This is a genomic window from Rothia sp. HMSC067H10 (assembly GCF_001810635.1).
In the GTDB taxonomy this organism is placed as follows: Bacteria; Actinomycetota; Actinomycetes; order Actinomycetales; family Micrococcaceae; genus Rothia; species Rothia dentocariosa.
Genome location: NZ_KV802279.1, coordinates 239,148 through 263,216 on the forward strand (window position 1 = coordinate 239,148; position 24,069 = coordinate 263,216).

Genomic DNA, 24,069 nt, shown 5'->3' on the forward strand with positions numbered 1-24,069 from the left:
CCCTGTGGATGCGCGGGCACGGTCAACCCACCAGGTGGCACTGCCGGCGTGCCGCCAGGTGTGCTCCTTTGCCCCTGCCCAATCAAAAAAGAGCCTTTATGTGAATAAAGCGGCGAAAACTACGCTTTATTCAAATAAAGGCTCTTTTTAGCAGGCAGGGCTGTGACTGGACCGGGCGGGAAGGCTACGGTTTCTTTGCCTTCTTCTGCTGACCCGCTTTAAGCACCGACCTGTACGACCGTGCCGAGAGCACAGATGCTTCCGATAAAACCGATAACACGCTCATGAAGCTCAGGCACGAGGCAATGGACAGCGAAGAAAAGGCCGAGCCGATAGACCCAAACGAGAAAACCGAGCCGATCGAAAACGCCGAATTGACGGAGCCAATGCTGCAGAATGAGTTCACCGACCCGATGCTCAGAAATGAATTTCGCGAGCCGATACTCTTTGCATTTTGGTCGGAACGGGCGGGGGCATCGGGGGCGTTGTTTTCGGAAGATTTGGAGGTGGTGTTAGACATCATAAATCCAGCATACCGCGCGGCTCGCCCATCCCGAACGAATCACGGCGCACGTTGCGAGCAATCATGCATACGCGCGAGCAGGTAGTATTTTGCCGAAAAGGTAGGATTTTCCTACCTGCTCGGACCAAAAACCACCTGCTCGCGTCTCTGAGATAGACAAAAGCTCTCCGGGGAGAGCTCCATACCCGGCATTGTGCCGGTCAGGAACCCACCCCGGAGAGCTTCAACATACTCCCTCAGTCGGGAAACGTTACATCATGCCGCCCATCGGGTCAGCAGCAGGTGCCGCAGCGGATGCGGGCTCAGGCTTGTTCGCCACCACAGCCTCGGTGGTCAGGAACAGACCGGCGATCGATGCTGCGTTCTGCAGAGCGGAACGGGTCACCTTCACGGGGTCGTTAATACCCGCAGCCATGAGGTCTTCGTACTCGCCGGTTGCGGCGTTCAGACCGGTGCCCTCGGGCAGGGAACGAACCTTATCGACCACCACGCCGGGCTCAAGGCCAGCGTTCGTTGCAATCTGCTTCAGCGGCGCATCGATAGCCACGCGCACGATGTTCGCGCCGGTTGCCTCGTCACCCTTCAGGTCGAGCTTGTCGAAGACCTTCGCGCCCGCCTGAATCAGTGCCACGCCGCCGCCGGGGACGATACCCTCTTCAACAGCTGCCTTTGCGTTGCGCACAGCATCCTCAATGCGGTGCTTGCGTTCCTTCAGCTCAACCTCGGTTGCCGCGCCAGCCTTGAGCACAGCCACACCACCGGCGAGCTTTGCCAGGCGCTCCTGCAGCTTCTCGCGGTCGTAGTCGGAATCGGAGTTTGCGATCTCGGCGCGAATCTGTGCCACGCGGCCATCAAGTGCGGCGGCGTCGCCAGCGCCCTCAATGATGGTGGTCTCGTCCTTGGTGACAACAACCTTGCGTGCCTTACCCAGCATCTCAAGGGTTGCGGTATCCAGGGATAGGCCAACCTCTTCGGTAATAACCTGGCCGCCGGTGAGGATCGCAATATCAGCCATCATAGCCTTGCGACGGTCACCGAAACCGGGTGCCTTCACGGCAACGGACTTGATGGAGCCGCGCATCTTGTTCAGCACGAGCAACGCCAGAGCCTCGCCCTCAACATCCTCGGCAATAATCAGCAGCGGCTTGCCGGACTGCATGACCTTCTCAAGAACGGGAACCAGATCCTTCACGTTCGAAATCTTCTGGTTGACCACCAGGATGTAGGGGTCTTCCAGAACGGCTTCCTGACGCTCAGGGTCGGTCACGAAGTAGCCGGAGAGGAAGCCCTTATCGAAGCGCATACCCTCGGTGAGTTCCAGGTGCAGGCCGAAGGTGTTGGATTCCTCAACGGTAATCACGCCTTCCTTGCCGACCTTCTCCATAGCCTGAGCGATCAGCTTACCGATCTCCTGATCGCCCGCAGAGATGGATGCGGTTGCCGCGATCTCTTCCTCAGTCTCAACCTCTTTCGCGGAGTCGAGCAGGGTCTTGGTGACCTCCTCAACAGCCTTCTCAATACCGCGCTTGAGGCTCAGCGGGTCAGCACCAGCAGCCACGTTGCGCAGACCCTCACGCACGAGCGCCTGAGCGAGCACGGTTGCGGTGGTAGTACCGTCACCTGCGATATCGTCGGTCTTCTTGGCTACCTCTTTGACGAGTTCAGCGCCAATCTTTTCATAGGGGTCTTCAAGCTCGATCTCTTTGGCGATGGAAACACCGTCGTTGGTGATCGTGGGTGCGCCCCACGACTTCTCAAGCACGACGTTGCGGCCACGGGGGCCAAGAGTTACCTTAACGGCATCGGCTAGAGTGTTCAGTCCGCGCTCTAGACCGCGGCGAGCTTCTTCATCAAAAGCAATAAGTTTTGCCATGTGGCGATATCCCTCCTGGACGTTTCGAATGGAGCGCTCAGGTTTTCCGGTCTGCCGAAGCAGATTTTGATACCGGTTTTAGCACCTGAAGGCGCCGAGTGCTAAAAACAATTTTGGCACTTGGTGCGCCCGAGGGCAAACATTTTGAGCACCGAATTTAGCTTAATCGCCCTCAGCGCATTCTTGAAGCACACGGAAAGCCGCAATGGGGTGAACGGGTACGGCTTCAAGCGAATGCACAGAGCGGAAGAACCAGGTACGAGCGCCGGGCGATGTTATGTGCGAGCGCATAAGACTCATAGAACGTTCCCGAAACTAGCGGGGATGATAAACGGTACCGCACACCGCGGTATCAAGCCGGATGATGCCGTTTAGCTGTAGTCGGCGGCAAGCACCACCACAATATCGTTCTCGCCCAGAATCGAGGCGTCTGAGCTCTCCTGAACCGTCGTGATATTCAGGGTTTTCGCAATAGCTTCGGCCTGCGACTTCTTGGCCTCGTCCTTGTAGTAGACCGTGCTGGACTCCGGCGGGGTGCCCGACCAGTTCGCGGTTTCGGTAATCGTGTAACCCTCAAGCGCGGCGCTTGCCTTGGCCGCAGACCCGCCGGGTGCGGATGCGTTATAGACCGCCACGTTCGCATCCTTAGCCTGCTCAGATGCCGAGGCAGAGGGCGATGAAGACTCCGAGGGCGAGGCGGGGGCGCTGTAGCTCTTGGCACGTGCGGCGGCCTCGGGCGAGCTGCTGCGCGGGTGGTTAATGTACATAGCGCCGCCGATCACGAGCGATAAAATACCGGCGACGACAACGGGAATAATGCCTTTGGGGCTCTTAGAAGGGTCGTCAATCACACCGCGGTATGTTCCACGTCGGGCGGTATTCTCGTCGATGTCGTCGAATTCATCGTGCGGGTATTGGCTCATGACTTCCCTAGTTTGAGTAATAGATGTACCGCTCTGCGCGGTGGAGCCCTGCCAAAGCTCTCTCTTACAGGGTACCGTATGGGGCTTTATCCGTCCTGTTCAGAACGGCGTGCGCTCATGCACACATCGGTGCGGCTGCCTCTAGCTGCGGTCGCGAACCTCGCGCAGGCGGTGCATCAGGATAGGTTCGGCGGCGATCACACGCTGGCTGTCAATCATGGTGTTGAGCTTCTGGTAGTAGGCGATTGGGGTGAGCCCGAGCGCGGTAATCGCCTTCTCTTTGGTGCCCTGGTACTTCCAGTGCCGTTTTTCCAGGGCGATCATGGCACGCTCTAAATCGGTGAGAGCGGATTTTCGCGTGTTCTCAGTTTTTCCGCCGGTTTCGCGGGTCTCAGAAGTGCTGGGTGCGGAAGGCACTGTCTGTGTTGTGGGGCTGGGTTCAGAGTTATCGGCGGGAACTGCCGCTGCGGGTTCGGCGGCATCCGAGCCGCCAGCAGGCGAAGGTTCGGGGGTTTCCGAAGAAGGTATCGGCATCTGGATTCCTGACGAACATAGGTGGTCTACATGAACACTTTAGAGTATGTTGGTTGAAGTCACCGTGTTATTAGAGTCAAATTTTCTCAGGGAGTATTTTCATGACGAACCCGCCGCTGACCGACATTATGAGCGAAGACTGGGCGCAGGCCCTCGCGCCCGTCGAAGATAAAATCCACGCCATGGGCGAGTTTTTACGCACCGAACACGCGGCGGGACACCGAACTTTTCCCACAGGTCAGAATATTTTCCGCGCATTCTCACGCCCCATGAACGAGGTCAAGGTGCTGATCGTGGGGCAAGACCCCTACCCCACCCCCGGGAACGCGATGGGGCTCTCGTTCTCGGTGCAGCGGGATATGCCCCTGCCGAAATCGCTCATCAATATTTATCGGGAATTGTCCGACGATTTGGGGATCGAGCCCGCACAGCACGGCGATCTGAGCTCGTGGTCCGAGGAGGGCATCATGCTCATGAACCGCGTACTCAGCGTGCGTGAAGGGGCGCCGGGGTCGCATCGCAATAAGGGGTGGGAAGAGGTGACCGAGTGCGCTATTCGGGCGCTGGCGGCACGCAATAAGCCCCTGGTCGGGCTGCTGTGGGGTGCGGATGCGCGGCGCACCGCCCCGATGCTGGAACCGTACCCGTGTGTGGAGTCTGCACATCCCTCACCGCTGTCGGCGCACCGCGGGTTCTTCGGTTCACGCCCGTTCTCGCGGGTGAATACGCTGCTGGTAGAGCAGGGTGCGGAACCGGTGGACTGGACGGTCAAGTAGCGCGCATCCGCCCACCCATACCCGCATAAAAAGGCTCTTTATTCCACTGTGGAATAAAGAGCCTTTGTAGCATCCCGCATCAGGGGAACGTGAGAACCACGGATGCGCTACTCGGCGGCCTCCGCGGGCACATTGCGCGGAACCGCGAAACGCTGCAGCAGATACTGCATCAGGTAGTTGCCCAACGTCACGCCCGCCGCCATCGCAATCACAATCGAAACCGCCGAAATCATGCTCTGAATACCCCAAACCACGTTCGTCTCAACCGTCAGCAGGTACATGCCGCGGAAGAACGACAGACCAGGCAGCAGGAAGGTCAGCGCAGGAATCGAAAAAACCGCCTGCGGGGCATGCAGTCGGTACGCCACGTAGGTGCTCAGCATGCCAATTATGAGGGCGGCAAGCGCCGTATTCGCACGCCCCGAATCGACCCCCACCAGGTAGGTATACAGGTGGTAGGTCACCAAGGCACTACAGGTAATGAGCACCAGCCACCCCAGCTTCACAAGCTTCGTATGCAGGGTAATCGCAAACGTAACCGTCGCAGCCAGCATGAACACCGAGAACGTGAGCGGCGAAGGAAGCTCAAACCGACTCTGCTCAATATCCAGAATCGGACCGCCAAACAGGCTAATCGCATTCACCGCCGAGGCAATGCCGATCACCAGACCCAAAAAGCTCATGCCCGTCGAAACGAATCTTCCCGCCGCGGTCACCGGGAAACCGTTAATCGCATCCTGAACCGCGCCCACCAGACGCGAGGTCGGCAGGAACATGATCAGCCCGGCGGCAACCACCAGAGGCGCAGAAATCGACTCCCCCGGGCGGCGAATCATGGAATGATCCCCGCCCAGCCAAATCGCTAGGAAGGTCAGCAGACCCGCGCTTGCCGCCATGCGGAAGAACGTGGGCATGCCAATCTTATTGAGCCACTGAATCAGCAGGTACACGGGAATGAACACGATCGCCGCAGCGGTTGCGGTAGACCAGCTCGCCCCCAACGCCGCCGTCAGCGTGGTTGCGCAGCCAATATTCGCCAGCCAAGTAATCAACGGCGGATACGGTTTAGGATGGTTCGTAATCTCGCTCAGGCGAAGGTCGGCATCTTCCAGGGTCATGCCGCCCTCGGTAATATCGTGAATCAGCCCGTAGGTAGAAGCGAGCGCCTCATAATTCTCGGTAGAGGTGCGCACCACGCGCACGAGCGTATGGGTGAACCGGGAGTCGGCACTCATGGTTCGCGAGCTGATGCGCGACTCCATGTAAATATCGGGGTCGGAGGTGTAGTTGATGGTCACCGACTGGTTGGTGATATTAACATCCACCGAATCGAGCCCATACGCCGAAGACACCGCGATAATCGCCGAGTCTACGTCCATCGCGTCCGCGCCATAATAGAACATGGCTTCCGCCAGGCGCAGCGTGAAATTGAGGGTGTCGCGGGCGTACTCTTTCTCGCGGTACAGGGCCTCACGTTGAGCACGTTCTTCACGTTTGGCGCGCGGGGTAAACTGCCGCTGGGCGATGCGCGCCGCACCGCGCGGCGCCACGTGTGCCACCGCCTGGCCGTCGGCACGCACGAAGGAACGTAGGGTGGTTCGCACGCCCCACCGTCCGCCCGTGCCACGCCCGGCGGGCATCGTCGTGGTGGGTACGGATACCGGGGGTGCGCTCGCCGTGGGCTCTACACCGCCGAACCGTTGTGCCGCATGCGAATTGGGCACCTGCGGGATCATGCCCGTCATGGGGACGGGCTGGGACTGGCGGTATTTAGCGACCTCCGTGACGATATTGCTGGAGGTCTGCGCGGGGGGCTCCTGCGGATGCGGTATCTCGGGCGGCACGCTCTGCACCGCCTGGATTACGGGTTCTTCGGGGATTTCCTCGTAAGGTATCTCCGGTTCATAGGGCATCTGCGGGGCCTCGTCGAGAGGCATACCGGATTCGTCGACGGGAAGAAGCTGGGTGTCGTCCGTATCGGTTTCCACACCGTGCGCCGCCGCAACCTCGTAAAGCGCCTCACGCGCCTGCTCAGCTTGCTCGACCTCCTTGCCGCTGTGGGCAAGCGCCTCACGCAGCTTGGAGTCGTGCACTTCGGAGAGTGGCACGGCGAAGAAATATCCCGGGCGGCGAATACTCCTCGCGTTCTCATCGGCTGGGTTGTAGCTGTGCTCCTCGGGGTTCTTCGCCATAGTATCCCTTGATCGTGTTGCGTGCTGGTGCGCTGTGTGTACCGGTGAGTGGCGTGGCGGTGCGGCGTTTCCTAGTAGAAGGAATAGTGGTGTTTCTTCACCCACAGGCGAAGCATCAGCCGCTCCACACCGGCGTTCCAGAGCTTATATTTGAGCTCTGAAATAGGCTGATCGTAAACGCCCACGAAGTCGGTCACGTTCTTCGTGAACGAGGTTTTGAACAGGCCCAGACCGTAGTAAGGGTGTTCCTTATTCTTGAGTTCGGCGGCGGGCGGGGTGCCGCAGAAGTCATAGGTGCTGATCCCGTGCTCCTTCATGAGGTCGGTAATCGCAGTCCACTGTACCAGATGAGAGTCGCCGTACTGTTTACGGCGCGGCTTAGAACCGCCGTCTTTATAGGTGCCCTTCGTACCGTAGTTAATCACGTAAGCGCCCACGGAAGGTTTACCGTCTTCATAGGTGAAGTAGAGCCTGCCCTGCCCCGCGTTCTCAAAGGCCCTCCAGAAGTCGCGGTAATACTCGTAGGGGCGCAGCAGAAGCGACACTTTGCCCTGCCCCACGGTATCCATAAGGGCATACATGGCGCGCATATTTTCGTCAGTGAGCTCAACCCGTTTGACCTCGCAGCCTTCACGGGTGGCGCGACGTACAGCGTTACGTCCACGCGAAGACAACGACTTGAGCACCTCTTCCTCGGTACCCTCAGTGGAGAGGATGGCGGTGTAGTCATTCGGCTGAATATCGGCGGTACGAACCAGCTCGGTGCCCGCAATGACCTGCTGGGCATGCTCATCCGCCACGATTTCAGGTTCGATCTTGACGGCAAAAACACCCAATTTCTGCTCGGTAATCAGGCGGCGGTTCGCCTGCAGCAGGGCGGGCAGCTCATCGGCGTCGTGCACCGCCGGGCCTTTGATGAAGTACCAGAGTTTGCCTAGCAGCGGAATATTCTTCTCGAACGCCAGGCTGTAGCTGGCGAAAGGCTGCTTCTCGCCGTTACGATCGACGGTGCCTTCATACACGATATAGCGGGGTTTCCACCCGTAGTCGGCTTTGACTTTTGCGAATGATGCGGACTGCAGCAGATTTCCGCCGTCCGGGTTGGCGATCACGTGGGTATCCCACTCCTGAATTTCTGCTGGGGTTGCAAAACGTGCCGTAATTTCGTGCAAGGGTCTCTATCTCTCGTGGGGTGGTGGGTGTTCCGAACGTCTGTCGCCCGCGAACCTTGTGCGGTCTTTTTGATGCGCTCGCGGCGCACGCACGCCTTAAGTCTAACAAGAGGCGCGGCGATTGGTGCATCGGCGGGGTTCGCCTCGTCTAAAAAGAGCCTTGATGCGAATAAAGAGTTAAAAACGCCGCTTTATTCAAATAAAGAGCCTTTTTATGCCCCTTCCGACCCGATCGGGCGGACCGGGGCAGAGGTAAGGGAACAAGACCGGATGCGCGCCCGAGCCTTAAAGCAGGTATCCCGCCGCACGTGAAGCGACGGGATACCGGTAAAGCTGGCGAGAGTCGCCGGAAGGATTACTCTGCGTCGTGGTCGGTTTCGAGAATCTTCTTCAGGGTCTCTAGAGCTTCGTCTGCGCCTTCACCTTCTGCTCGGAGCACCACACGATCACCGTGCTTAGCACCCAAGGACATCAGGGATAGGATCGAAGCCGCATCCATTGCCTCGTCTGCGGGCTCGCCTTCGGCTGCAATGGTGACCTCAACGGGGAGGTCGCCAGCTGCCTCAGCAAAAATTGCTGCGGGACGTGCGTGCAGACCAACGCGGCTTGCAATGGTGGCAATAACCTCTGCCATGGTTTTTCTCCTTTGTGAAGGAATCGTCTGTTATCGACTCCATGTTTATCAAACGGGAGGATGCACCCCCTGTTTTCTTGCCTCAATTGTACAGTTTTACTCACCACTTGGGGACCAATGCCTCACCCGATCTTGAAATAAACTTTCAACACCGGTTTAGCCTTATTCTCCACCGGGTTTGAGGCGTCTTCTAGAGGCCGAGCTCGTCCAGAATCGGCAGCTCAGCGCGAGCGGCAGCCTTCGCCTCGGCAGAGGAAATCTGTTCCAAAGCCTTATTGGCGATATGGCGTGCCTGCTCCAGGGTCACCGACTTGAGCACCGCCGCAACCGCGGGGATAGCACCGGCGTTCATCGAGAGGGTATCAACCCCCAGGCCGACCAGCACCACGGCCAGCGCCGGATCAGCGGCGGCCTCACCGCAGACGCTCACATACTTCTTCTCGCCGGCGTTCACCGAAGCTCGCTTAGCGCCCTTGACGGTCAGCTTAATCATCTTCAGCACCGCAGGCTGCCACGGGTTGTTCAGGTGAGCCAGATCGCCCAGCAGACGGTCTGCAGCCATCGTGTACTGCGTCAGATCGTTGGTGCCGATCGACACGAAATCAACCTCACCCAAAATCGCCTCGGCGTTCACGGCGGCAGCGGGTGTCTCAACCATCACGCCGTGTACCGGCAGGCCCACCTCCTTGAGCATTTTCGCAAAGTTGCGAGCCTCGGAGGTGGTCGAAATCATCGGGGCCATCACCCAAATATCGGCGTCGGAATCCTCGGACGCCTGCTTGATAGCCTCCAGCTGGCGGGTCAGCACGCCGGGTACGGTCCAGTCGGTGCGGAAACCGCGCACGCCCAGCGCCGGGTTTTCCTCGGGATTCACGTTGAGGAAGGGCAGGGGCTTGTCGGCGCCCGCATCCAGGGTGCGAACCACGATGTGTTTGCCGGGGAAGGCATCAAACACAGACTTGTAAGTTTCCGCCTGGGCCTCAATAGACGGCTCGGCGTCGTGCCCCAAGAAGCCAAATTCGGTGCGCAGCAGACCCACGCCTTCAGCGTTCAGGCTGGCAGCCTTCTCGGCGGATTTGCCGTCGCCCACGTTCGCGTAGAGTGGCACGCGGGTGCCGTCGGCGAGCACGCCTTTACCGTCGAAGTCGGCGATAGGTTTGCGGTTAGCGTATTTTTCGGCGGCTTCGCGGTCTTCATCGGTCGGCTCAGTGTTGACGATACCCGCGTTCGAGTCCACATAGACCTCGGTGCCGTCAGGAATATCGGTGACCCCCTTCGCCGCCACAATAGCGGGAAGGCCCAGGCCGCGCGCCAAAATCGCGGTATGCGCCTGCGGACCGCCGTCTGAAGTGATCAGGGCGATCACGTTCTTTGGGTCAAGGGTCGCGGTATCTGCGGGGGCAAGATCAACTGCGGCGAGCACGAAAGGCTCCTCCGCGAAGGGGATGCCCGGTGCCTGCTGACCGGTCAGTTCAGCTACAATACGGGCGCGCACATCGTGAATATCGGTGACGCGCTCAGCCATGTAACCGCCAAGGGCAGCCATCTGGTCGGCGAACGAGGTTGCTGCCTCCCAAATCGCGCGCTCAGGTGCCATCTGCTGAGTCTCAACCAGCTTTACGGCGCTCTTAATCAGGGCGCGGTCGGTCGCCATCTGCGAGGTCGATTTGAGCACGGCCTTGCCGTCACGACCCGCGTTTTCGGCGCGTGCGAGCAGGTCCTCTTTCACGCGTACCGACGCATCTTGAATACGCTGTCCGGCCTCTTCGGGGCTTTCACCGTCTAGGCGTAGACCGGCTTTAGGCTCTTGAATAGGCTCGGGCATCTGTAGCACGGGACCAATAACGCGTCCGGCATAAACACCGACGCCTTTATATGTAGTCATGAAGTTATATCCTTCGTGTTAGGTTCTCTACAGTGTAACGCTTATGCGGCGGTCTTCGCTGGGGTCTCGGTCGCAGTCTGCCGCGACTTCGCGCCAATCGACTTCAGCAGCACATAGGTGATAGCGGATACGACGGTACCGGCGACAACGGCGAGCAGGAACATCGGAATATTGTTGCTCAAACCAATAATCCAGATACCGCCGTGCGGTGCCGGGGATGCCACATGCGCATTCATCGAAATAGCACCGGCAATCGCGCCGCCTACGATGGAGGACGGGATCACGCGCGCCGGGTCTGCCGAGGCGAACGGAATAGCCCCCTCAGAGATGAAGGATGCGCCCAGCAGCCACGCGGCCTTGCCGTTTTCACGCTCGGGCTCGGTGAAGAGCTTGGGGCGCAGGGTGGTGGCAAGCGCCATAGCCAGCGGCGGAACCATGCCGGAGATAATAACGGCTGCCATGATTTCCTTGTTCACATCGGCACCCGAAGAAAGCCCGGCGGTTGCGAACAGGTAAGCCGCCTTGTTGATGGGACCACCCAGATCGGATGCCATCATGGCACCCAGAATCAGGCCGAGAACAAGAGCGGATGCGCCAGACATGGAGGTCAGCCAATTCTGCAGGGATTCGAGAACCCACGCCAGCGGCGCGCCCAACAGCAGGTACATGATGCCGCCCGCAACGAGTGAGGTAATGAGCGGGGTAATGACCACGGGCATCATCGAACCGAGCCAGCGCGGCAGTTTGAGGGTGCCTAAACCGTAGGCAATCAGACCGGCGAGCAGACCGCCGACGATGCCGCCGAGGAAGCCAGCCTTCACGGCAACCGCGACGGAACCGGCGATAAAGCCGGGCGCAATACCGGGGCGCTGCGCCAACCCGTAGGCGATAAAGGCGGCGAGCGCGGGAACCATCAGGTCAAGACCGAACTTACCAATGGTCTGCAGAACCGCGCCCAGGTAGAGGGTCCAGTGGGTGTCTCCCAGGTTGTAGATTGTGGCGTTGGCGAGGATCTTTTCGGTATCGACATCGCCCAGGTTCGGCATGGTGATTGCTTCGAGAATGAAGCCCAGCGCCACGATAATGCCGCCGGCGGCGACGAACGGGATCATGTACGAAACACCGGTCATCACGGCCTTGTAGATGCGCGAGCCCCACGAACCTTCGGCAGCCGAGGAGGTGTCTTCTCCGCTGGATGCGGCGGCGCTCACGCGCTTGCCGTTGGGGTTTTCCGCCTCTGCCAGGGCCTCCTCAATCATGGCTTGCGGTTCGTCGATGCCGCGCTTCACGGGGGCTTCCACATAGGGCTTACCGGCGAAGCGGCTGCGGTCGCGCACGTTCACGGAGACCGCGAAAATGACGGCGTCGGCTTCATCAATATCGGCTTGGGTGAGGGTTTCGTTCCCCGAAGACCCCTGAGTTTCCACCTTGAAGTCGTAGCCGAGGTCTTCCGCCGCGTATTTGAGGGCATCCGCCGCCATATAGGTGTGCGCGATGCCGGTGGGGCATGCGGTGACCGCCACGATTTTCTTGTTGGCTGGCTTCTCGGATGCAGTCGCTTCTGCGGAGTCGGTCTGTGCCGCTGCGGCTTGAGCGGATGCGCCTGCACCCGCCTTTTGCGCGTTCGATGCTGCCGAGTCGGCGGAGGCGGGAGCCTTCTTCGGGGCGCCGGTGCCGAGCGCATCGTTCACGAGGTCTACGATTTCTTCGGGGGTTTGTGCCTCACGCAGGGAGGCGGTGAAGCTCTTCTTCATCAGCGAACGTGCCAGCGTGGAGAGCAGTTTCAGGTGTTCTTGGTCGGCACCATCGGGGGCGGCGATGAAGAAGATCAGATCGGCCGCACCGTCTTTCGCGCCGAAGCTCACGCCGGGGTTGGGTCGTGCCATCGCGAGGGTGGGTTCGGTGACCGCCGCGCTTCGGCAGTGGGGGATGGCGATGCCGCCCGGGATGCCGGTGTCGGTCTTGGACTCTCGGGCTTCTGCAGCGGCGTACAGCTGATCGTAGTCGGTGGCACGTGAGGCATTGACGACGGCGTGCGCAAGCTTGCTGATGACGTCGAATTTAGTCTCTCCCAGATTCTGGTCTAGGAGCACCAGCTCTGGGGTGATGAGCTCAGACATAATACCCTCCTCGGGGCGTATGATGCGGTGCGCCATGATGCCTGTGTGGGCGTTTTCAGTACGCACTCAAGTGTCCGTAAATATGTTGTTTTTAGTGGTTGACCAGGCTATATGCTATATGCCTGATATGGAATATAAGCTAAATGGAAAGCTGCCTTAGGGTTACTTTCTCGGGGGTTGTCATGGCTGCCGAAGGCATTTGTGTTCCGGGTAAGGATGCTGCCGCCGAGCCATGCGCAACCGCCTGCACGAGGCATTGCTGCGGCGACTCTCCCCGCTCATAAGCATAGAGAAAACCGGAGAGCGACGAATCCCCGGCGCCCACCGTGCTGCGCACCTTCACGGGTTCATGCTGTGCATGCCAGGCACCTTCGGCGGTCACGAGAACCGCGCCGGACCCGCCAAGGGTTGCCAGCACATAGGGAATGCCGTCATTCACCAAGGTTCGTGCGGTACGTGCGGTCAGCTCGGGGCTCGACTCCAGCTCTTCCCAATTCTCGGCACCGGTCAGCTGTGCCAACTCCTCAGAATTCGGCTTAATCAGCGTAGGCTTTATCTGCCCCGCAACGGTAGCGATCAGCGGCGCCTCGGAGGTATCGACGGCGATCTTGCCTTCATATCCGCTGGCGCGCAGCTTTGCACACAGCTCGGCATAATACGTTGCCTCTAGTCCGCCAGGCAGCGAACCGGCGAGTACCACCCAATCTGCGTTTTCTGATTGGGCGATCACGAGCGCATCCAGGGCGTCGCGCAGCTCAGGGGTGAACTCGGTGCCGGGGGCGTTAAGCTTAGTGGTCGTGCCGTCCGGATCAACCACGGTGATATTCGAGCGGATAGGCTCACCCGTGGGCAGATTCGCAAACTGCACGCCGCTCGCCGCAAGGGCGGTCAGCACGGGGTCGGTAGCCTCTCCCGGAACCACTGCAACAGTAGGCACCTGAGAAGTATGTAAGGCACGCGAAATATTGACCCCTTTACCGCCGGGGTCTTGAACCGCGCCTACCGCACGCTGAACGGCGCCATGCGCTAGAGGCGCCCCCAGTTCGATCGTGCGGTCCAAACTAGGGTTAGCGGTGAGAGTCAGAATCATGCGATGAGCACCTCCACATGAGCGGCTTCAAGAGCCTGAGCAAGCGCACCATCGGGGGCGCGGTCGGTGATCATGGTATCGATATTCTCGAAGTCAGCAAAGCGCACGAGCGATTCCTGCCCAAACTTCGCAGAATCGCACAGAAGCACCACGCGCCGCGCCGATTTGCAGATCGCGGTCTTCACGATGGCCTCATTCATGCCGGGGGTGGAAACACCAAATTCGGCATCTATGCCGTTGGCGCCAAGAAACGCAATGTCGGGGCGTACCGTAGCGAAGTATTCGGCGGCACGAGCACCAATCGCCGCCCAGGTCATCTTGCGCAGCTGACCGCCCACAAGTTCGAGGGTGACCCCCTCTGCCTCAGCGAGTTTGACTGCAATGTGCAGGGCATGGGTAATAATGATGCGGTCGCTGCCGGTCTTGAGGCTAAAGTTTTCTGACCCAATATAGTCCGCCAAAATCTCAATGGTCGAGCCAGCGTCAAGAACAATCGAACCCACATCAGAGTCGCGCAGATACTCATAAGCCTTCGCGGCGATGCGGCGCTTCTCGGGAGTATTCATGCCCTGACGTGAGGCAATAGAGGACTCTAGGGAGGTAGACTGCTCAACGGTAACGGCGCCGCCATGCACGCGGCGCAGCTTACCCGCTTCTTCGAGGGAGGCAAGGTCTCGTCGCACAGTCTCCATGGTGACGTCATAGCGTCGAGCGAGATCAGCACCGTTAACACGGCGTGCAGAAGATACCAGTTTCGCAATTTCGGCACGACGTTCTTCAGCAAACATATGCGCACATCACTTTCAAGGTATGGGTGTGGAGCGAACGAACCGTTCCACGCGAATTCTTAGGTCTGTATATCATGGCGGAACGGCGAATGCGTATCACCACTCAAGACAACAGTCTTGCCCTTGATTTTATGTGGGTTTATGTGGGTGCGTCAAGATAACCCACGGATAAATCATCGATTTTTTGTGAATTTACCCTCGAAACCACACTTAAGGTCAAATAATCCACAACAGACACACACTGTTCACCCCACAACACATCTAAACCCACACCGGATGCGCGGCTTCTAAACGTTCGGGTGCGAGTAGTTTTGATCTGCCTTGAATCACAAAGGTTTTCTAGTGCGTGGCGCATTCAGGATGCGCGGGCATCCTCTTTGTACCGCCGTGTTCCTACTGCCGCCAGCGCATCCAGAGACCATGCACACCCCAGGCGGTCAGAGAACCAATAAACGCACCCGTCCCGTTCATGAGGATGTCTATAGGGTCGCCGGTGCGTTCGGGCATCGCCGTTTGAATGAGTTCGATTCCGGCACTGACCGCTACCGCGCCCAGGGTGATCGCCCCTACCCTGCGCCACTGGCGTGCACGACGAAACAGCAACAGCATGAGCATAAACCCACCGGGGGCAAACATAATGACATTCGAGAGCTGCTCGATGCTCGCATAGGTGATAAGCCCGGGCAGCCAACCCTGTGCGTGACCGGTATCGAGAAGCGAAGCCAGACGAGAACCAGCCTCGTTATCGTCCACATGCTGCGGGGCGAACACGATTGTTGCAACGGCGGCGCAATACAGCACAAAAAGCGCCCATCCGGCCGCCCGGAACGCTCTGCCAGATCTACCAGACAAGACGACCCCGTTCATCAAACACCGTGTTCTCGTCAAAGGCGAACAGCCCCGCAATATCAACCTCAAGCGGTTGCGCGTTTGGTACCTCCTGCGTATGCTCATACCCCTGCGCCGCCGAAATAGCACGGCGAATCAGGCTGCCATGCGAAACCACCATCAGCCGCTCCCCCGGGTACTGGCGCACCACCTCACGCAGGGCACGCACCGCCCGCACATACAGGTCACGCTCCGTCTCCACCCCGGGGTAAAAACGGTCGGGGGCATCAGATTCATAGTCGGGAATGTTCTTACCCTCCGCAGCACCATACGCCCGCTCCACCAGCTCGGGGTACGTTTGGCTCACCGTGAGCCCAAAAAACTCCCCCACACGCTGCGCGGTTTCGTGGGCACGCGACAACGGGGAAGAAAGCACCCGGTCGTACCTCAGCCCCATCTGCTGCAGCTTCGCCCCGGTCTCATGCGCCTGCTGACGCCCAGTCTCATTCAACGGAATATCGCTGATCCCCTGCATGAGCTGGTTCTTATTCCACTCGGTCTGCCCGTGGCGAATCAGCGTGAGCGAACCGCCCGCCAGGTTCTTAGGGAAAGGTTCGGCGTGCAGCTTAGGCTGGCGGTTAACCAACACGTGGGCATCAATCGCATCGTCAAGAAAATCGGTGGGAAGCTCGGTGAGCGAAGCATTCGGAGGAATCGGGAACATGCCGTCAATCGTCTCGTAGCCCTCATGCTCGCGGCCTTCCAGAAGCACAGTCATCGTCACCGCAATCAGCATGCCGTGGGTAGCCACCACAATGTTCTTGCCCTCATGCTCGCGGCGCACCCGGTTCAGGGCGGTCAGGGCGCGGCTCACTAGGGCCTCGCGTTCCTCAACCCCGTATTTATGCCCATCCGTGCGGGAGGCCGCCACCAGCTCAGGGGTTGCAGCCTCACCCTCCAAATCACCGAATGAGCGTTCTTCTAGCCCCGCGTATGCACCCAGATACGGCACCCCAAGCTCCCGAGCAACAATCCGCCCGCTCTCCGCCGCGCGCTCAAGCGGGGACGAAACCACACCGTCAATCTGTACGCCGCGCTGAGCCATCTCGCGCAGCTGCGGCACGGCACCCCGAATCTGTTCACGCCCCGTATCGTTCAGCGGAATATCGGTTCTACCCTGAAACCGGTGATTTATATTCCAGTCGGTCTGCCCGTGTCGAAGCAGAAAAATCTTACCGGGCGTTTCAGCGTGTTCATGGTGGGTCTGTGCGTCAGTCATGGTCTTAAGTATGGCATCATCCGCACGATTTAGAGCCGTATCCCAGAACACGCCCCGCTCATCCTTAGGGATGACAACCTGCACAAAACCCGGCGTTATCGCCGCATTTTTTCACTCCGCAGACGGATAAAAACGCCCCGTCTCCCTTGGAAAAATGGATGCTATGAATACTTCTTACACCTCATACGCACCCGTTATCTCGGTGCGCAACCTTACCAAATCCTACGGACAGCACACAGTACTGCGCGATATTTCGCTTGATATTTATCCCGGCGAATCCGTGGCCGTCATGGGGCCCTCCGGTTCCGGAAAAACCACGCTTCTGCACGCGCTCTCCGGCATTATTCGTATAGACTCGGGCACCATTCAGGTGCTCGGCGGTGGACCCGAAATACCGGGCGGGCGCGTTGAACTCGGTGCCCTGAGCGAAAAACAGCGCACGAGCCTGCGCGCAAACTCCTTCGGATTCATCTTTCAGCAGGGGCTTCTCATCCCTGAGCTCACCGCAGAAGAAAACGTCTCGCTTGCCGCCATGATCTCCGGGGTATCGCGCGAGCAGGCACGCGACGCATCCGCAAACCTGCTCGCCCGGCTGGGACTAGGCGACATGTGCGAGAAACGCATCGGCGAACTTTCCGGCGGGCAGGCACAGCGCGTGGCAATTGCGCGTTCACAGATTACCGGCGCGCCGATTACCTTTGCGGATGAACCCACCGGCGCGCTCGACAGCGTGACCGCCCAAGAGGTCATGGATCTTCTGCTCACGCTCGTTCCGCAGCAGGGTAAAACCCTCGTGATCGTTACCCACGATCCGCAGGTTGCGGCGCAATGCTCCCGCACAATCCACCTGCACGACGGGCAGATTGTGCAGGATAACCGGCAGGATCCCACCGCGCCCGGTCAGCAGAGTGGGGATTCGGTACAGTATCGGGTGCCCGCACCGCCGAGCCAGCCGGTACCGCCTCAGGATGCGGCACCCGCTCCTTCCGCGCAGCCGGGCGTCTTCCAGCCGGGGAACCCCACGGTGAACCCGCCCCAAACATACAACCGGGTTTCCGTACAAACCCAGCCGCCCGCGAACGTTCGCTACTCCCCCGCCCATGCTCCGGGCACGGCGCACGCCGCGGCCTCACATAACCACGCACCAGCGCCGTATAAACCCGCCCGACGCCCCTTCTGGATGCGCGGCCTCCTGGGGAAAGGCGCCTAAGAATGCAGACCTTCAAACTTCTCGCGCGCCGCACCCTGCCCACATCCCAGGCGGTCCTTCCGGTGCTTGCGTTTGCCGCATCCGCAGCGCTCTTTCTGCTGATCGCCGGAGGTATTCACGCCTTCTACACCTGGCTGGGCGGGGACGCCAGCACAGCCACCTCGGTCGAGGCGGGTTCCGGCACCAAAAACACGGCGCACACGATGCAGCCGCTATACCTGATGCTCGCCTGGATTAGTGGGTTCCTGCTTCTCACCCCGCTCTTCACGCTCGGCGCATCCGCGGCACGGCTCAGCGCACGCCGCCGCGACGACCGCCTGGCAACCCTGCGGTTACTGGGTGCCTCCACCCGGCGGCTTACCCTCTACACCATGCTCGATTCCGTGATCTACGCTGCGGTTGGGTTCGTGCTCGGGTTTATCGCGTACCTGATTCTGGTGCTACCCTTCGGGATGCTGCGCTTCCAGAACATCCCGCTTGGCCCCGAAAATATGCTGCTGCCCCTGCCCATCGTGCTGGTCTGCGGGTTTGTTAGCCTAATCATCGCCGCAACCAGTTCGCTCTTTGGGCTCTCGAAGGTGACCATCAGCCCGCTGGGGGTACGCACCCGTTCGGATAAGCCGTCCCTGGGTAAACGCGCCCTCATTCTGGGCTGTGCGCTTCTAGTGGTGGGCTTCATCGGGGCGATTGCCTCCCACATTATGAATCTCGCCGCTGATTCGATGGGCTCGAACGGGTTCGTGTTGGTACTAGTAACCACCATCATGTTTGGGCTGCCGATCCTGCTCACGATGCTCGCCGTAGACCTGATTGGCGGGTTCGTGGTGGGCCTGTACGCCCGCATTCGGGTTCGCACCGCCCGCACCCCCGCAACCCTGCTGGCATATCGCTCCATTTTGGAATCGCCGCGCGCCGCCTGGCGGCAGGTCTCCGGGGTTGCCATGACCACGTTTATTGCCGCTTTCGTGGGGCCGATTCTGGGCATGGTCAATTCCGCGCCGGGTGTGGAAGAAGGCTCGGCGGAGTCCTATCTTATTGGGGATATATTGCAGGGTCTGGTGCTGGTGCTGTTCCTCTCCTACCTGCTGGTGGCGCTTTCGGCGCTGCTAAACCAGTCCGCCGCTATCTATGAGCGCAGTTCATTGTATTCTTCTCTGCGGATGATGGGTACCGAAGCAGCGGTTTTGAAACGTTCGAGGCGCATCGTAGTGTTTGGTCCGCTGCTGCTGGTGAGCTGCATGTCTGCGGCGGTGGCGCTGCCGCTATTCGTGCTGATGCTTGGTTCGGCGCTCACCGAGACGGGGCTGCTGTACACCGCAGCACTGGTATTCGGCTCGATCGCGATGGGGCTGGGGCTGGTATTCGCAGCGTTGGCGGCAACCGGGCCCGTTATGGAACAGGTCAGCCGCAAACCGGTCTCGGCGGTGTAGCGTTCCCCTCCCATTGTCCGCGAGCAGGTAGTTTTTGTCCCGAGCAGGTAGGAAAATCCTACCTTGTCGGCAAAATCCTACCTGCTCGCGGCATACACTAAGCGTTAAGACTAAAACTCGAACGGGTTGAGAATATCGAGGTCCATGCCCTGAAAATCTGCAACGTTACGAGTCACCAGCATCAGGTGGTGTTCTCTGGCAGTGGCGCCGATAAGCGCATCGTACTCTGATTTCTTATGCGGCACGTGGAGTTCAGCGCAGGTGAGAGCAACCTCTAAAGAAACCGGCAGGATGCGCCCCGCAAACTCCGGCGCAAGCTCATGAGAAAACCATTGCTGCAGAATCTGAGCCTGGGCCGCATCTTTACGGGCACGCCGCAGGATTCCTGTGCGAATCTCCATCATGCTAATCACACTGATATACACGTCGTTCACGTCTACGTGTTCCACCCAACGGCGCACCGAAGGATGCATTCTGCCCGAGCGGTATTTACGCAGTTCGGAGATCACATTTGTATCGGCAAGGTACACGGATTAGTTCTCCTCGCTGCCGAAAAAGTCGCCGTCTTCTGCGAAGTCTACCTCGCGGTGAGGATTTGGGATGCTCGGTTCGCGATCAATATCAAAATCAATCTCGCCCGCCTCTGCCGACATGGTGGAAAGCGCATCCGCCAAGGAACGCCGAGGTTGCGGTTGGGCCAGTCGTTGATAGTCTTCAATACTCAAAATAACGTTGGTCGGTGTGCCGCGTTTGGTAATAAAGACGGGTTCTTCCGCGGCAAGGCGCAGAACGGCACTGGCATTCTGATTAAATTCGCGTGCTGATACTGTAGTCGTCATAGTTTTCTCTCCCCCAAAGTCCAATTGTAGTAATGTTACTATATTTCAGAATACCGCGAGCAGGTAGGATTTTGCCGAAAAGGTAGGATTTTCCTACCTGCTCGGACCAAAAACCACCTGCTCGCGGAATAGGAGTAATAGGAGGGCGGGTGTGAGAAGATGGAGACATGTTTGAACACACCGTGCCCGCATCCTGGTTCCCCCGCTGCGCAATCTTCGACTGCGACGGGGTTCTTCTCGATTCCGAGACCGCTTGGAACCGCGTGCAGCGCGAACTCTTCAACCGCTGGAACATCCCCTTCAGCGACGACCTCGAAGAGCAGTTAACCGGGCTTTCCGCGCATCAGGTTGCCGAAACGCTCGCCCGTCTCTCATACACCGGCGACCCTAACAACACCCAGGAATACGCCCAGCATCAGCACAATACGCTCACTGAACTTGCGCGCATCGAAGCAGATATTATCAACGCGGGTGTGGACCTCGTACCCGGTGCCCAAGAATTCCTCAGCTACCTGGACGAGCATATGCCCGTGGCCGTCGCATCCAACTCCACGGCAGGCATTCTCGACACCAAAATGCACACCTACGGGTACGCCCCGCTCGTGCGCACCTGGGTCAGCTGCGACGACGTTCCCCACGGCAAACCCGCACCCGATATCTACCGGGAGGCGGCACGTCGCCTAGGGTTCGCCGGGTCGGATGCGCTCACGATCGAAGACTCATCGGCGGGCGCGCAGGCGGCACGAGACGCCGGAACTAAGGTTCTTATTTACGTGCCCCACGGTGATTTTGCGGGGGCACCGCGCGGGTTTGGGCACTTCGACGCGTTTACCGACCCGCAGCTTTGGCGCACGGCGCGCGACTGGGTCGCACGCCTGGAGGATTCGGCGGTGAAAGCATCCACAACCCTGATGATGGAGAGCTAAAATGACACCTCAGAACCCGGGTAAAGATGCCCGCAACGAGCAGAATTTTGGCGACCGTCCCGAGAACTCGTCGGGGCAGAACTCGGAGCGAAACCGGGCTGAGCAGGCTCGCCCGAATCAGCATGAACAAACCTCGCGCGGGCAGTATCAGAGTGGGCAGGGGCGCTACGGTTTGCGCTTTGAGAATATGAGTGCCGAAGAGCTCGAATACTACCGCCCGTTCTGGGAAGAAAAACCTGACCCGGATGCGGTTCCTCCCGAACTCATCGACCACCTGAAGGTGCGGGCGCGCCGCCGCCTGGTGAACGCCCTCAGCCTGATTGCCGTGGCGGTCGGGGTAACCCTCACGCTCTCGGGCATGCTCTCAGGTGCCCTGTACCTTTCACTCCCCGGTGCTCTCGCCTTCGGAGCAGGCATCTTCGGCTGGGTTGCGGTGCGCCGTCGCCTCTTCGCCTGGCTGCGCCTGCCCGGGGAGAGCGCGCTCAAACGCGGCGAACGAAGCCGCTGGTGGATACTGCCGCATGTGCTTGCGGCGGCGGGAACCGCATCCATTCTGGGGTGTTTCTCGGTGGTGCCGATTATTTACGCGCATGTGGACGATACGCTTAGGCGCAATCACATCGTCATGTGGGGCGAGATCGGCACGACCCTGCTGATTTTCGCGGCGCTCATATACGGCATGATGGCGCTCGGCGAATACACGCAGCAGGACGACGACGAACGGGTGCTGCGCCCCACCGACTACGCCAAGCAGAAGGGCACATCCGGCGATACACCGCAGATTCCGCGGTACCGTCCGGGGATGCTCAACCCGCGTCATAAAGACGATTCCTCGTCGTAGCGGATGCGGTTACGGATGTTGTGATGGGCACGGGCGGGTGGTTTCCCGCCTCAGCCAGTGAGCATGCTCCAGCTCAAACATTGCGCGTTCGCTGACGCTCACGACGCAAAACTCGCAACTCGCATGGGATGATGCGGGCTGCGCCAACAACATTCCATGGGCCGACAGTTCCCCGTTACCTCTGTGGCATTTTCGAGAAAAACCCGCTCACCCGGCACACGCGAGAAACACAAATAGGAACCAGGCTCGGGCTGCACTATACATTCACAAGCCCAAACATAACTCAAGGGGTTTCCCACGAAACACGATTGCTTCATGGGAAACCCCTTGAGTGTGCCTAATTCGGCGAGACTTAGCGGCGCAGAGCCTTCTTCGCCAGCATATTGCCGATGAGCTGCACGAGCTGCACCAACACGATAATGACCGCAACCACGGCCCAGGTGATCTGGTCCTGGAACCTCTGGTAGCCGTCCACGATAGCGACCTTACCCAGGCCGCCACCGCCCACATACCCGGCCATGGCCGACATATCGACCACGCCGATCACGATGAAGGTGTAGCCCAGGATCAGCGGTCCGAGCGATTCGGGGATCATCACGGTGAAGAGAATCCGCAGCTTGGAGGCGCCCATCGCGCGGGCAGCCTCAATCACGCCAGGGTCGATCGAGACCATGTTCTGCTCCACAATGCGCGCAATAGCGAAGGATGCGCCGAAGGTCATTGCGAAGATCGCCGCGTTTATGCCTAGACGGGTCTGTACTACCGCGCTGGTGAGCGGTCCTAAAGCCGCGATTAGAATAATGAACGGGATAGGCCGAACGATATTCACCAGAACGTTCAGCACCGTGTAAGCAAACCGGTTCTGGAAGATATTTCCGGTGCGCGTGGTGTACAGCAAGGCACCCATGATCAGACCGAGAAGACCGGCAATCACCATCGTTACAGAGACCATATACAGGGTATCGAAGATGGCGGGAACCAGCTTATCGGGAATGAAGGTATCCCAATTCACCGACCGGGTTGATGCCGCTAACGGCAGAGTAGTCACAAGTGCAGACATTAGCGCACCTCCTGTACGCGGGTTACGGTCTTCAGCTCGGCAACCGCGGCATCAATACTCGTCACATCGCCAAGAAGTTCGAGGGTGAGGGTTCCGTAGGCTTTCCCCTGCAAGGTCTCAATGCCGCCGTGCACAATATTGAAGCGCACGTTCCGCGAGCCCAGGTACGCCAGGATTTTGCCGAGTTCCTGGTTGCCTTCCACGATCTCGACGTTCACCAGGTAGCCCTTGTGGTTCTTGCGCAGCGCGGCAGCCGCATCGCCGGTGGGGCTCTGCTTGACGGTGGTCGCCACGAATCGTTGCGCAACCTCGGTCTGCGGATTCGAGAAAACCTCGTAAACGCTTCCGGTTTCGACCACGCGGCCTTCTTCCATGACCGCCACACGATCGGCGATCGAGGAAACAACATCCATTTCGTGGGTAATCACGATGACCGTAATCCCAAGCTCACGATTGACCTCTTTGAGCAGCTCAAGCACCTCATGCGTGGTTTCCGGGTCAAGGGCGCTGGTTGCCTCATCCGCCAACAGCAGGGAAGGCTTCGTAGCGAGCGCACGGGCGATGCCTACACGCTGTTTCTGCCCGCCGGAAAGCTGGCTCGGATAGTATTTTGCGCGGTCTGCCAAGCCCACGAATTCGAGCATCTCCTGCACGCGTTTGGTGCGTTCTCCTTTGCTCCACCCGGCGACCTTGAGCGGGAACTCCACGTTTTGGGCTACGGTACGCGAGTTCATGAGGTTGAACTGCTGGAAGATCATGCCGATATTGGTACGGACTTTTTGCAGCTCAAGGTCACGTTTACCGGAAATCTCGAAGCCATCCACGGTCAGGGTACCGCTGGTGGTGCTCTCCAGCCCGTTGATCAGGCGCACCAGGGTAGATTTACCTGCGCCCGAGTAGCCAATAATCGCGAAGATCTCGCCCTTCTTGACGGTGAGGGAAACGTTTTTGACGGCGGCAACTTCTTTCTTGCCCTTGCCGAAAATTTTGGAGACGTTATCGATCGTGACCATGGGCTCGGCGCCGGTGTCCGCTGCGCCGGGGCTGATGAGGGTGTTAGTGCCCTCCGATGTGGTGGCGCCGGGCTCTGGGTTCTTCGCCCACGGGGCTGCCTGTTCGCTCACTGTACGCTCTCTTTACTCTCGT

General features: G+C 59.3%; 23 protein-coding genes. 5 read left to right on the top strand and 18 right to left on the bottom strand.

Going from position 1 to position 24,069, the window contains the following annotated elements:
• Positions 1–184: 184 nt before the first annotated feature.
• The 5 genes from HMPREF2756_RS11210 to HMPREF2756_RS01810 all read right to left on the bottom strand — a co-directional run bounded on the left by HMPREF2756_RS11210 (position 185) and on the right by HMPREF2756_RS01810 (position 3,853).
• Positions 185–520 carry a hypothetical protein gene (locus HMPREF2756_RS11210; protein WP_168163737.1) on the bottom strand — a complete coding sequence of 112 codons (336 nt, stop codon included), beginning with the start codon at positions 518–520 and terminating at the stop codon, positions 185–187.
• Between the two features lie 253 nt (positions 521–773).
• The gene (groL, locus tag HMPREF2756_RS01800) at positions 774–2,396 is read right to left on the bottom strand and encodes a chaperonin GroEL (RefSeq protein WP_048751751.1); all 1,623 of its coding nucleotides are present in this window, start codon (positions 2,394–2,396) and stop codon (positions 774–776) included.
• Between the two features lie 162 nt (positions 2,397–2,558).
• Positions 2,559–2,696, bottom strand: a complete 138-nt coding sequence (locus HMPREF2756_RS11215) for a hypothetical protein (RefSeq protein ID WP_168163738.1) — start codon at positions 2,694–2,696, stop codon at positions 2,559–2,561.
• A gap of 71 nt (positions 2,697–2,767) precedes the next feature.
• Complete coding sequence (locus tag HMPREF2756_RS01805) at positions 2,768–3,319, bottom strand: LytR C-terminal domain-containing protein (protein WP_013397854.1); 552 nt, start codon at positions 3,317–3,319, stop codon at positions 2,768–2,770.
• 141 nt (positions 3,320–3,460) lie between these two features.
• A complete protein-coding gene (locus tag HMPREF2756_RS01810) occupies positions 3,461–3,853 on the bottom strand; it encodes a DUF3263 domain-containing protein (RefSeq protein ID WP_070617599.1) in 393 nt (130 codons plus the stop codon).
• A gap of 101 nt (positions 3,854–3,954) precedes the next feature.
• Between HMPREF2756_RS01810 and HMPREF2756_RS01815 the strand changes: the two genes are divergently transcribed.
• Entirely contained in the window at positions 3,955–4,629 is a 675-nt protein-coding gene (locus HMPREF2756_RS01815; RefSeq protein WP_070617601.1) for a uracil-DNA glycosylase, read from the top strand.
• Positions 4,630–4,736: 107 nt separating this feature from the next.
• Here the strand turns inward: HMPREF2756_RS01815 and HMPREF2756_RS01820 are convergent, their stop codons facing one another.
• The 9 genes from HMPREF2756_RS01820 to HMPREF2756_RS01860 all read right to left on the bottom strand — a co-directional run bounded on the left by HMPREF2756_RS01820 (position 4,737) and on the right by HMPREF2756_RS01860 (position 16,668).
• Positions 4,737–6,821, bottom strand: coding sequence for a threonine/serine exporter family protein (locus tag HMPREF2756_RS01820; RefSeq protein WP_070617605.1), 2,085 nt, complete (start codon positions 6,819–6,821; stop codon positions 4,737–4,739).
• A gap of 71 nt (positions 6,822–6,892) precedes the next feature.
• Positions 6,893–7,993 carry a lipid II:glycine glycyltransferase FemX gene (locus HMPREF2756_RS01825; protein ID WP_070617608.1) on the bottom strand — a complete coding sequence of 367 codons (1,101 nt, stop codon included), beginning with the start codon at positions 7,991–7,993 and terminating at the stop codon, positions 6,893–6,895.
• 355 nt (positions 7,994–8,348) lie between these two features.
• Positions 8,349–8,627: an HPr family phosphocarrier protein gene (locus HMPREF2756_RS01830; RefSeq protein WP_013397859.1), complete on the bottom strand. Its 279-nt coding sequence runs from the start codon at positions 8,625–8,627 to the stop codon at positions 8,349–8,351.
• Positions 8,628–8,817: 190 nt separating this feature from the next.
• On the bottom strand, positions 8,818–10,512 hold the full coding sequence (gene ptsP, locus HMPREF2756_RS01835; RefSeq protein ID WP_070617611.1) for a phosphoenolpyruvate--protein phosphotransferase: 1,695 nt from the start codon (positions 10,510–10,512) through the stop codon (positions 8,818–8,820).
• 41 nt (positions 10,513–10,553) lie between these two features.
• Complete coding sequence (locus tag HMPREF2756_RS01840) at positions 10,554–12,632, bottom strand: PTS fructose transporter subunit IIABC (RefSeq protein ID WP_070617614.1); 2,079 nt, start codon at positions 12,630–12,632, stop codon at positions 10,554–10,556.
• Between the two features lie 139 nt (positions 12,633–12,771).
• Positions 12,772–13,722 (bottom strand): 1-phosphofructokinase family hexose kinase, encoded by a 951-nt coding sequence (locus HMPREF2756_RS01845; RefSeq protein ID WP_070617617.1) that lies wholly within the window; start codon positions 13,720–13,722, stop codon positions 12,772–12,774.
• On the bottom strand, positions 13,719–14,510 hold the full coding sequence (locus HMPREF2756_RS01850; RefSeq protein ID WP_048779902.1) for a DeoR/GlpR family DNA-binding transcription regulator: 792 nt from the start codon (positions 14,508–14,510) through the stop codon (positions 13,719–13,721). Before HMPREF2756_RS01850 ends, HMPREF2756_RS01845 begins: the two co-directional genes overlap by 4 nt.
• Positions 14,511–14,903: 393 nt before the next feature.
• A complete protein-coding gene (locus HMPREF2756_RS01855; protein WP_246825796.1) occupies positions 14,904–15,362 on the bottom strand; it encodes a VanZ family protein in 459 nt (152 codons plus the stop codon).
• Positions 15,352–16,668: a histidine phosphatase family protein gene (locus HMPREF2756_RS01860; protein ID WP_083301646.1), complete on the bottom strand. Its 1,317-nt coding sequence runs from the start codon at positions 16,666–16,668 to the stop codon at positions 15,352–15,354. Before HMPREF2756_RS01860 ends, HMPREF2756_RS01855 begins: the two co-directional genes overlap by 11 nt.
• Positions 16,669–16,780: 112 nt before the next feature.
• Between HMPREF2756_RS01860 and HMPREF2756_RS01865 the strand changes: the two genes are divergently transcribed.
• The gene (locus tag HMPREF2756_RS01865; RefSeq protein WP_246825797.1) at positions 16,781–17,827 is read left to right on the top strand and encodes an ABC transporter ATP-binding protein; all 1,047 of its coding nucleotides are present in this window, start codon (positions 16,781–16,783) and stop codon (positions 17,825–17,827) included.
• A 2-nt stretch (positions 17,828–17,829) separates the two neighbouring features.
• The gene (locus tag HMPREF2756_RS01870; RefSeq protein WP_070617626.1) at positions 17,830–19,257 is read left to right on the top strand and encodes an FtsX-like permease family protein; all 1,428 of its coding nucleotides are present in this window, start codon (positions 17,830–17,832) and stop codon (positions 19,255–19,257) included.
• Positions 19,258–19,367: 110 nt separating this feature from the next.
• Here the strand turns inward: HMPREF2756_RS01870 and HMPREF2756_RS01875 are convergent, their stop codons facing one another.
• A complete protein-coding gene (locus HMPREF2756_RS01875) occupies positions 19,368–19,787 on the bottom strand; it encodes a type II toxin-antitoxin system VapC family toxin (protein WP_070617630.1) in 420 nt (139 codons plus the stop codon).
• A 3-nt stretch (positions 19,788–19,790) separates the two neighbouring features.
• The gene (locus tag HMPREF2756_RS01880; protein ID WP_070617632.1) at positions 19,791–20,096 is read right to left on the bottom strand and encodes a type II toxin-antitoxin system Phd/YefM family antitoxin; all 306 of its coding nucleotides are present in this window, start codon (positions 20,094–20,096) and stop codon (positions 19,791–19,793) included.
• 167 nt (positions 20,097–20,263) lie between these two features.
• Between HMPREF2756_RS01880 and HMPREF2756_RS01885 the strand changes: the two genes are divergently transcribed.
• Both HMPREF2756_RS01885 and HMPREF2756_RS01890 read left to right on the top strand, forming a co-directional pair.
• Complete coding sequence (locus tag HMPREF2756_RS01885) at positions 20,264–21,022, top strand: HAD family hydrolase (protein ID WP_070617635.1); 759 nt, start codon at positions 20,264–20,266, stop codon at positions 21,020–21,022.
• 1 nt (position 21,023) lies between these two features.
• On the top strand, positions 21,024–21,863 hold the full coding sequence (locus HMPREF2756_RS01890) for a DUF1109 domain-containing protein (RefSeq protein WP_070617639.1): 840 nt from the start codon (positions 21,024–21,026) through the stop codon (positions 21,861–21,863).
• 352 nt (positions 21,864–22,215) lie between these two features.
• Here the strand turns inward: HMPREF2756_RS01890 and HMPREF2756_RS01895 are convergent, their stop codons facing one another.
• Both HMPREF2756_RS01895 and HMPREF2756_RS01900 read right to left on the bottom strand, forming a co-directional pair.
• Positions 22,216–22,923 carry a methionine ABC transporter permease gene (locus HMPREF2756_RS01895; protein WP_013397874.1) on the bottom strand — a complete coding sequence of 236 codons (708 nt, stop codon included), beginning with the start codon at positions 22,921–22,923 and terminating at the stop codon, positions 22,216–22,218.
• A complete protein-coding gene (locus HMPREF2756_RS01900; protein WP_048779850.1) occupies positions 22,923–24,047 on the bottom strand; it encodes a methionine ABC transporter ATP-binding protein in 1,125 nt (374 codons plus the stop codon). The genes HMPREF2756_RS01895 and HMPREF2756_RS01900 overlap by 1 nt, the downstream gene beginning before the upstream one ends.
• Between the last annotated feature and the right edge of the window lie 22 nt (positions 24,048–24,069).

Coding starts and splice junctions, on each gene's coding strand:
- HMPREF2756_RS11210 (WP_168163737.1), bottom strand. CDS start 520: ATGTCTAACACCACCTCCAAATCTTCCGAAAACAACGCCCCCGATGCC.
- groL (WP_048751751.1), bottom strand. CDS start 2,396: ATGGCAAAACTTATTGCTTTTGATGAAGAAGCTCGCCGCGGTCTAGAG.
- HMPREF2756_RS11215 (WP_168163738.1), bottom strand. CDS start 2,696: ATGAGTCTTATGCGCTCGCACATAACATCGCCCGGCGCTCGTACCTGG.
- HMPREF2756_RS01805 (WP_013397854.1), bottom strand. CDS start 3,319: ATGAGCCAATACCCGCACGATGAATTCGACGACATCGACGAGAATACC.
- HMPREF2756_RS01810 (WP_070617599.1), bottom strand. CDS start 3,853: ATGCCGATACCTTCTTCGGAAACCCCCGAACCTTCGCCTGCTGGCGGC.
- HMPREF2756_RS01815 (WP_070617601.1), top strand. CDS start 3,955: ATGACGAACCCGCCGCTGACCGACATTATGAGCGAAGACTGGGCGCAG.
- HMPREF2756_RS01820 (WP_070617605.1), bottom strand. CDS start 6,821: ATGGCGAAGAACCCCGAGGAGCACAGCTACAACCCAGCCGATGAGAAC.
- HMPREF2756_RS01830 (WP_013397859.1), bottom strand. CDS start 8,627: ATGGCAGAGGTTATTGCCACCATTGCAAGCCGCGTTGGTCTGCACGCA.
- ptsP (WP_070617611.1), bottom strand. CDS start 10,512: ATGACTACATATAAAGGCGTCGGTGTTTATGCCGGACGCGTTATTGGT.
- HMPREF2756_RS01840 (WP_070617614.1), bottom strand. CDS start 12,632: ATGTCTGAGCTCATCACCCCAGAGCTGGTGCTCCTAGACCAGAATCTG.
- HMPREF2756_RS01845 (WP_070617617.1), bottom strand. CDS start 13,722: ATGATTCTGACTCTCACCGCTAACCCTAGTTTGGACCGCACGATCGAA.
- HMPREF2756_RS01850 (WP_048779902.1), bottom strand. CDS start 14,510: ATGTTTGCTGAAGAACGTCGTGCCGAAATTGCGAAACTGGTATCTTCT.
- HMPREF2756_RS01865 (WP_246825797.1), top strand. CDS start 16,781: ATGAATACTTCTTACACCTCATACGCACCCGTTATCTCGGTGCGCAAC.
- HMPREF2756_RS01870 (WP_070617626.1), top strand. CDS start 17,830: ATGCAGACCTTCAAACTTCTCGCGCGCCGCACCCTGCCCACATCCCAG.
- HMPREF2756_RS01880 (WP_070617632.1), bottom strand. CDS start 20,096: ATGACGACTACAGTATCAGCACGCGAATTTAATCAGAATGCCAGTGCC.
- HMPREF2756_RS01885 (WP_070617635.1), top strand. CDS start 20,264: ATGTTTGAACACACCGTGCCCGCATCCTGGTTCCCCCGCTGCGCAATC.
- HMPREF2756_RS01890 (WP_070617639.1), top strand. CDS start 21,024: ATGACACCTCAGAACCCGGGTAAAGATGCCCGCAACGAGCAGAATTTT.
- HMPREF2756_RS01895 (WP_013397874.1), bottom strand. CDS start 22,923: ATGTCTGCACTTGTGACTACTCTGCCGTTAGCGGCATCAACCCGGTCG.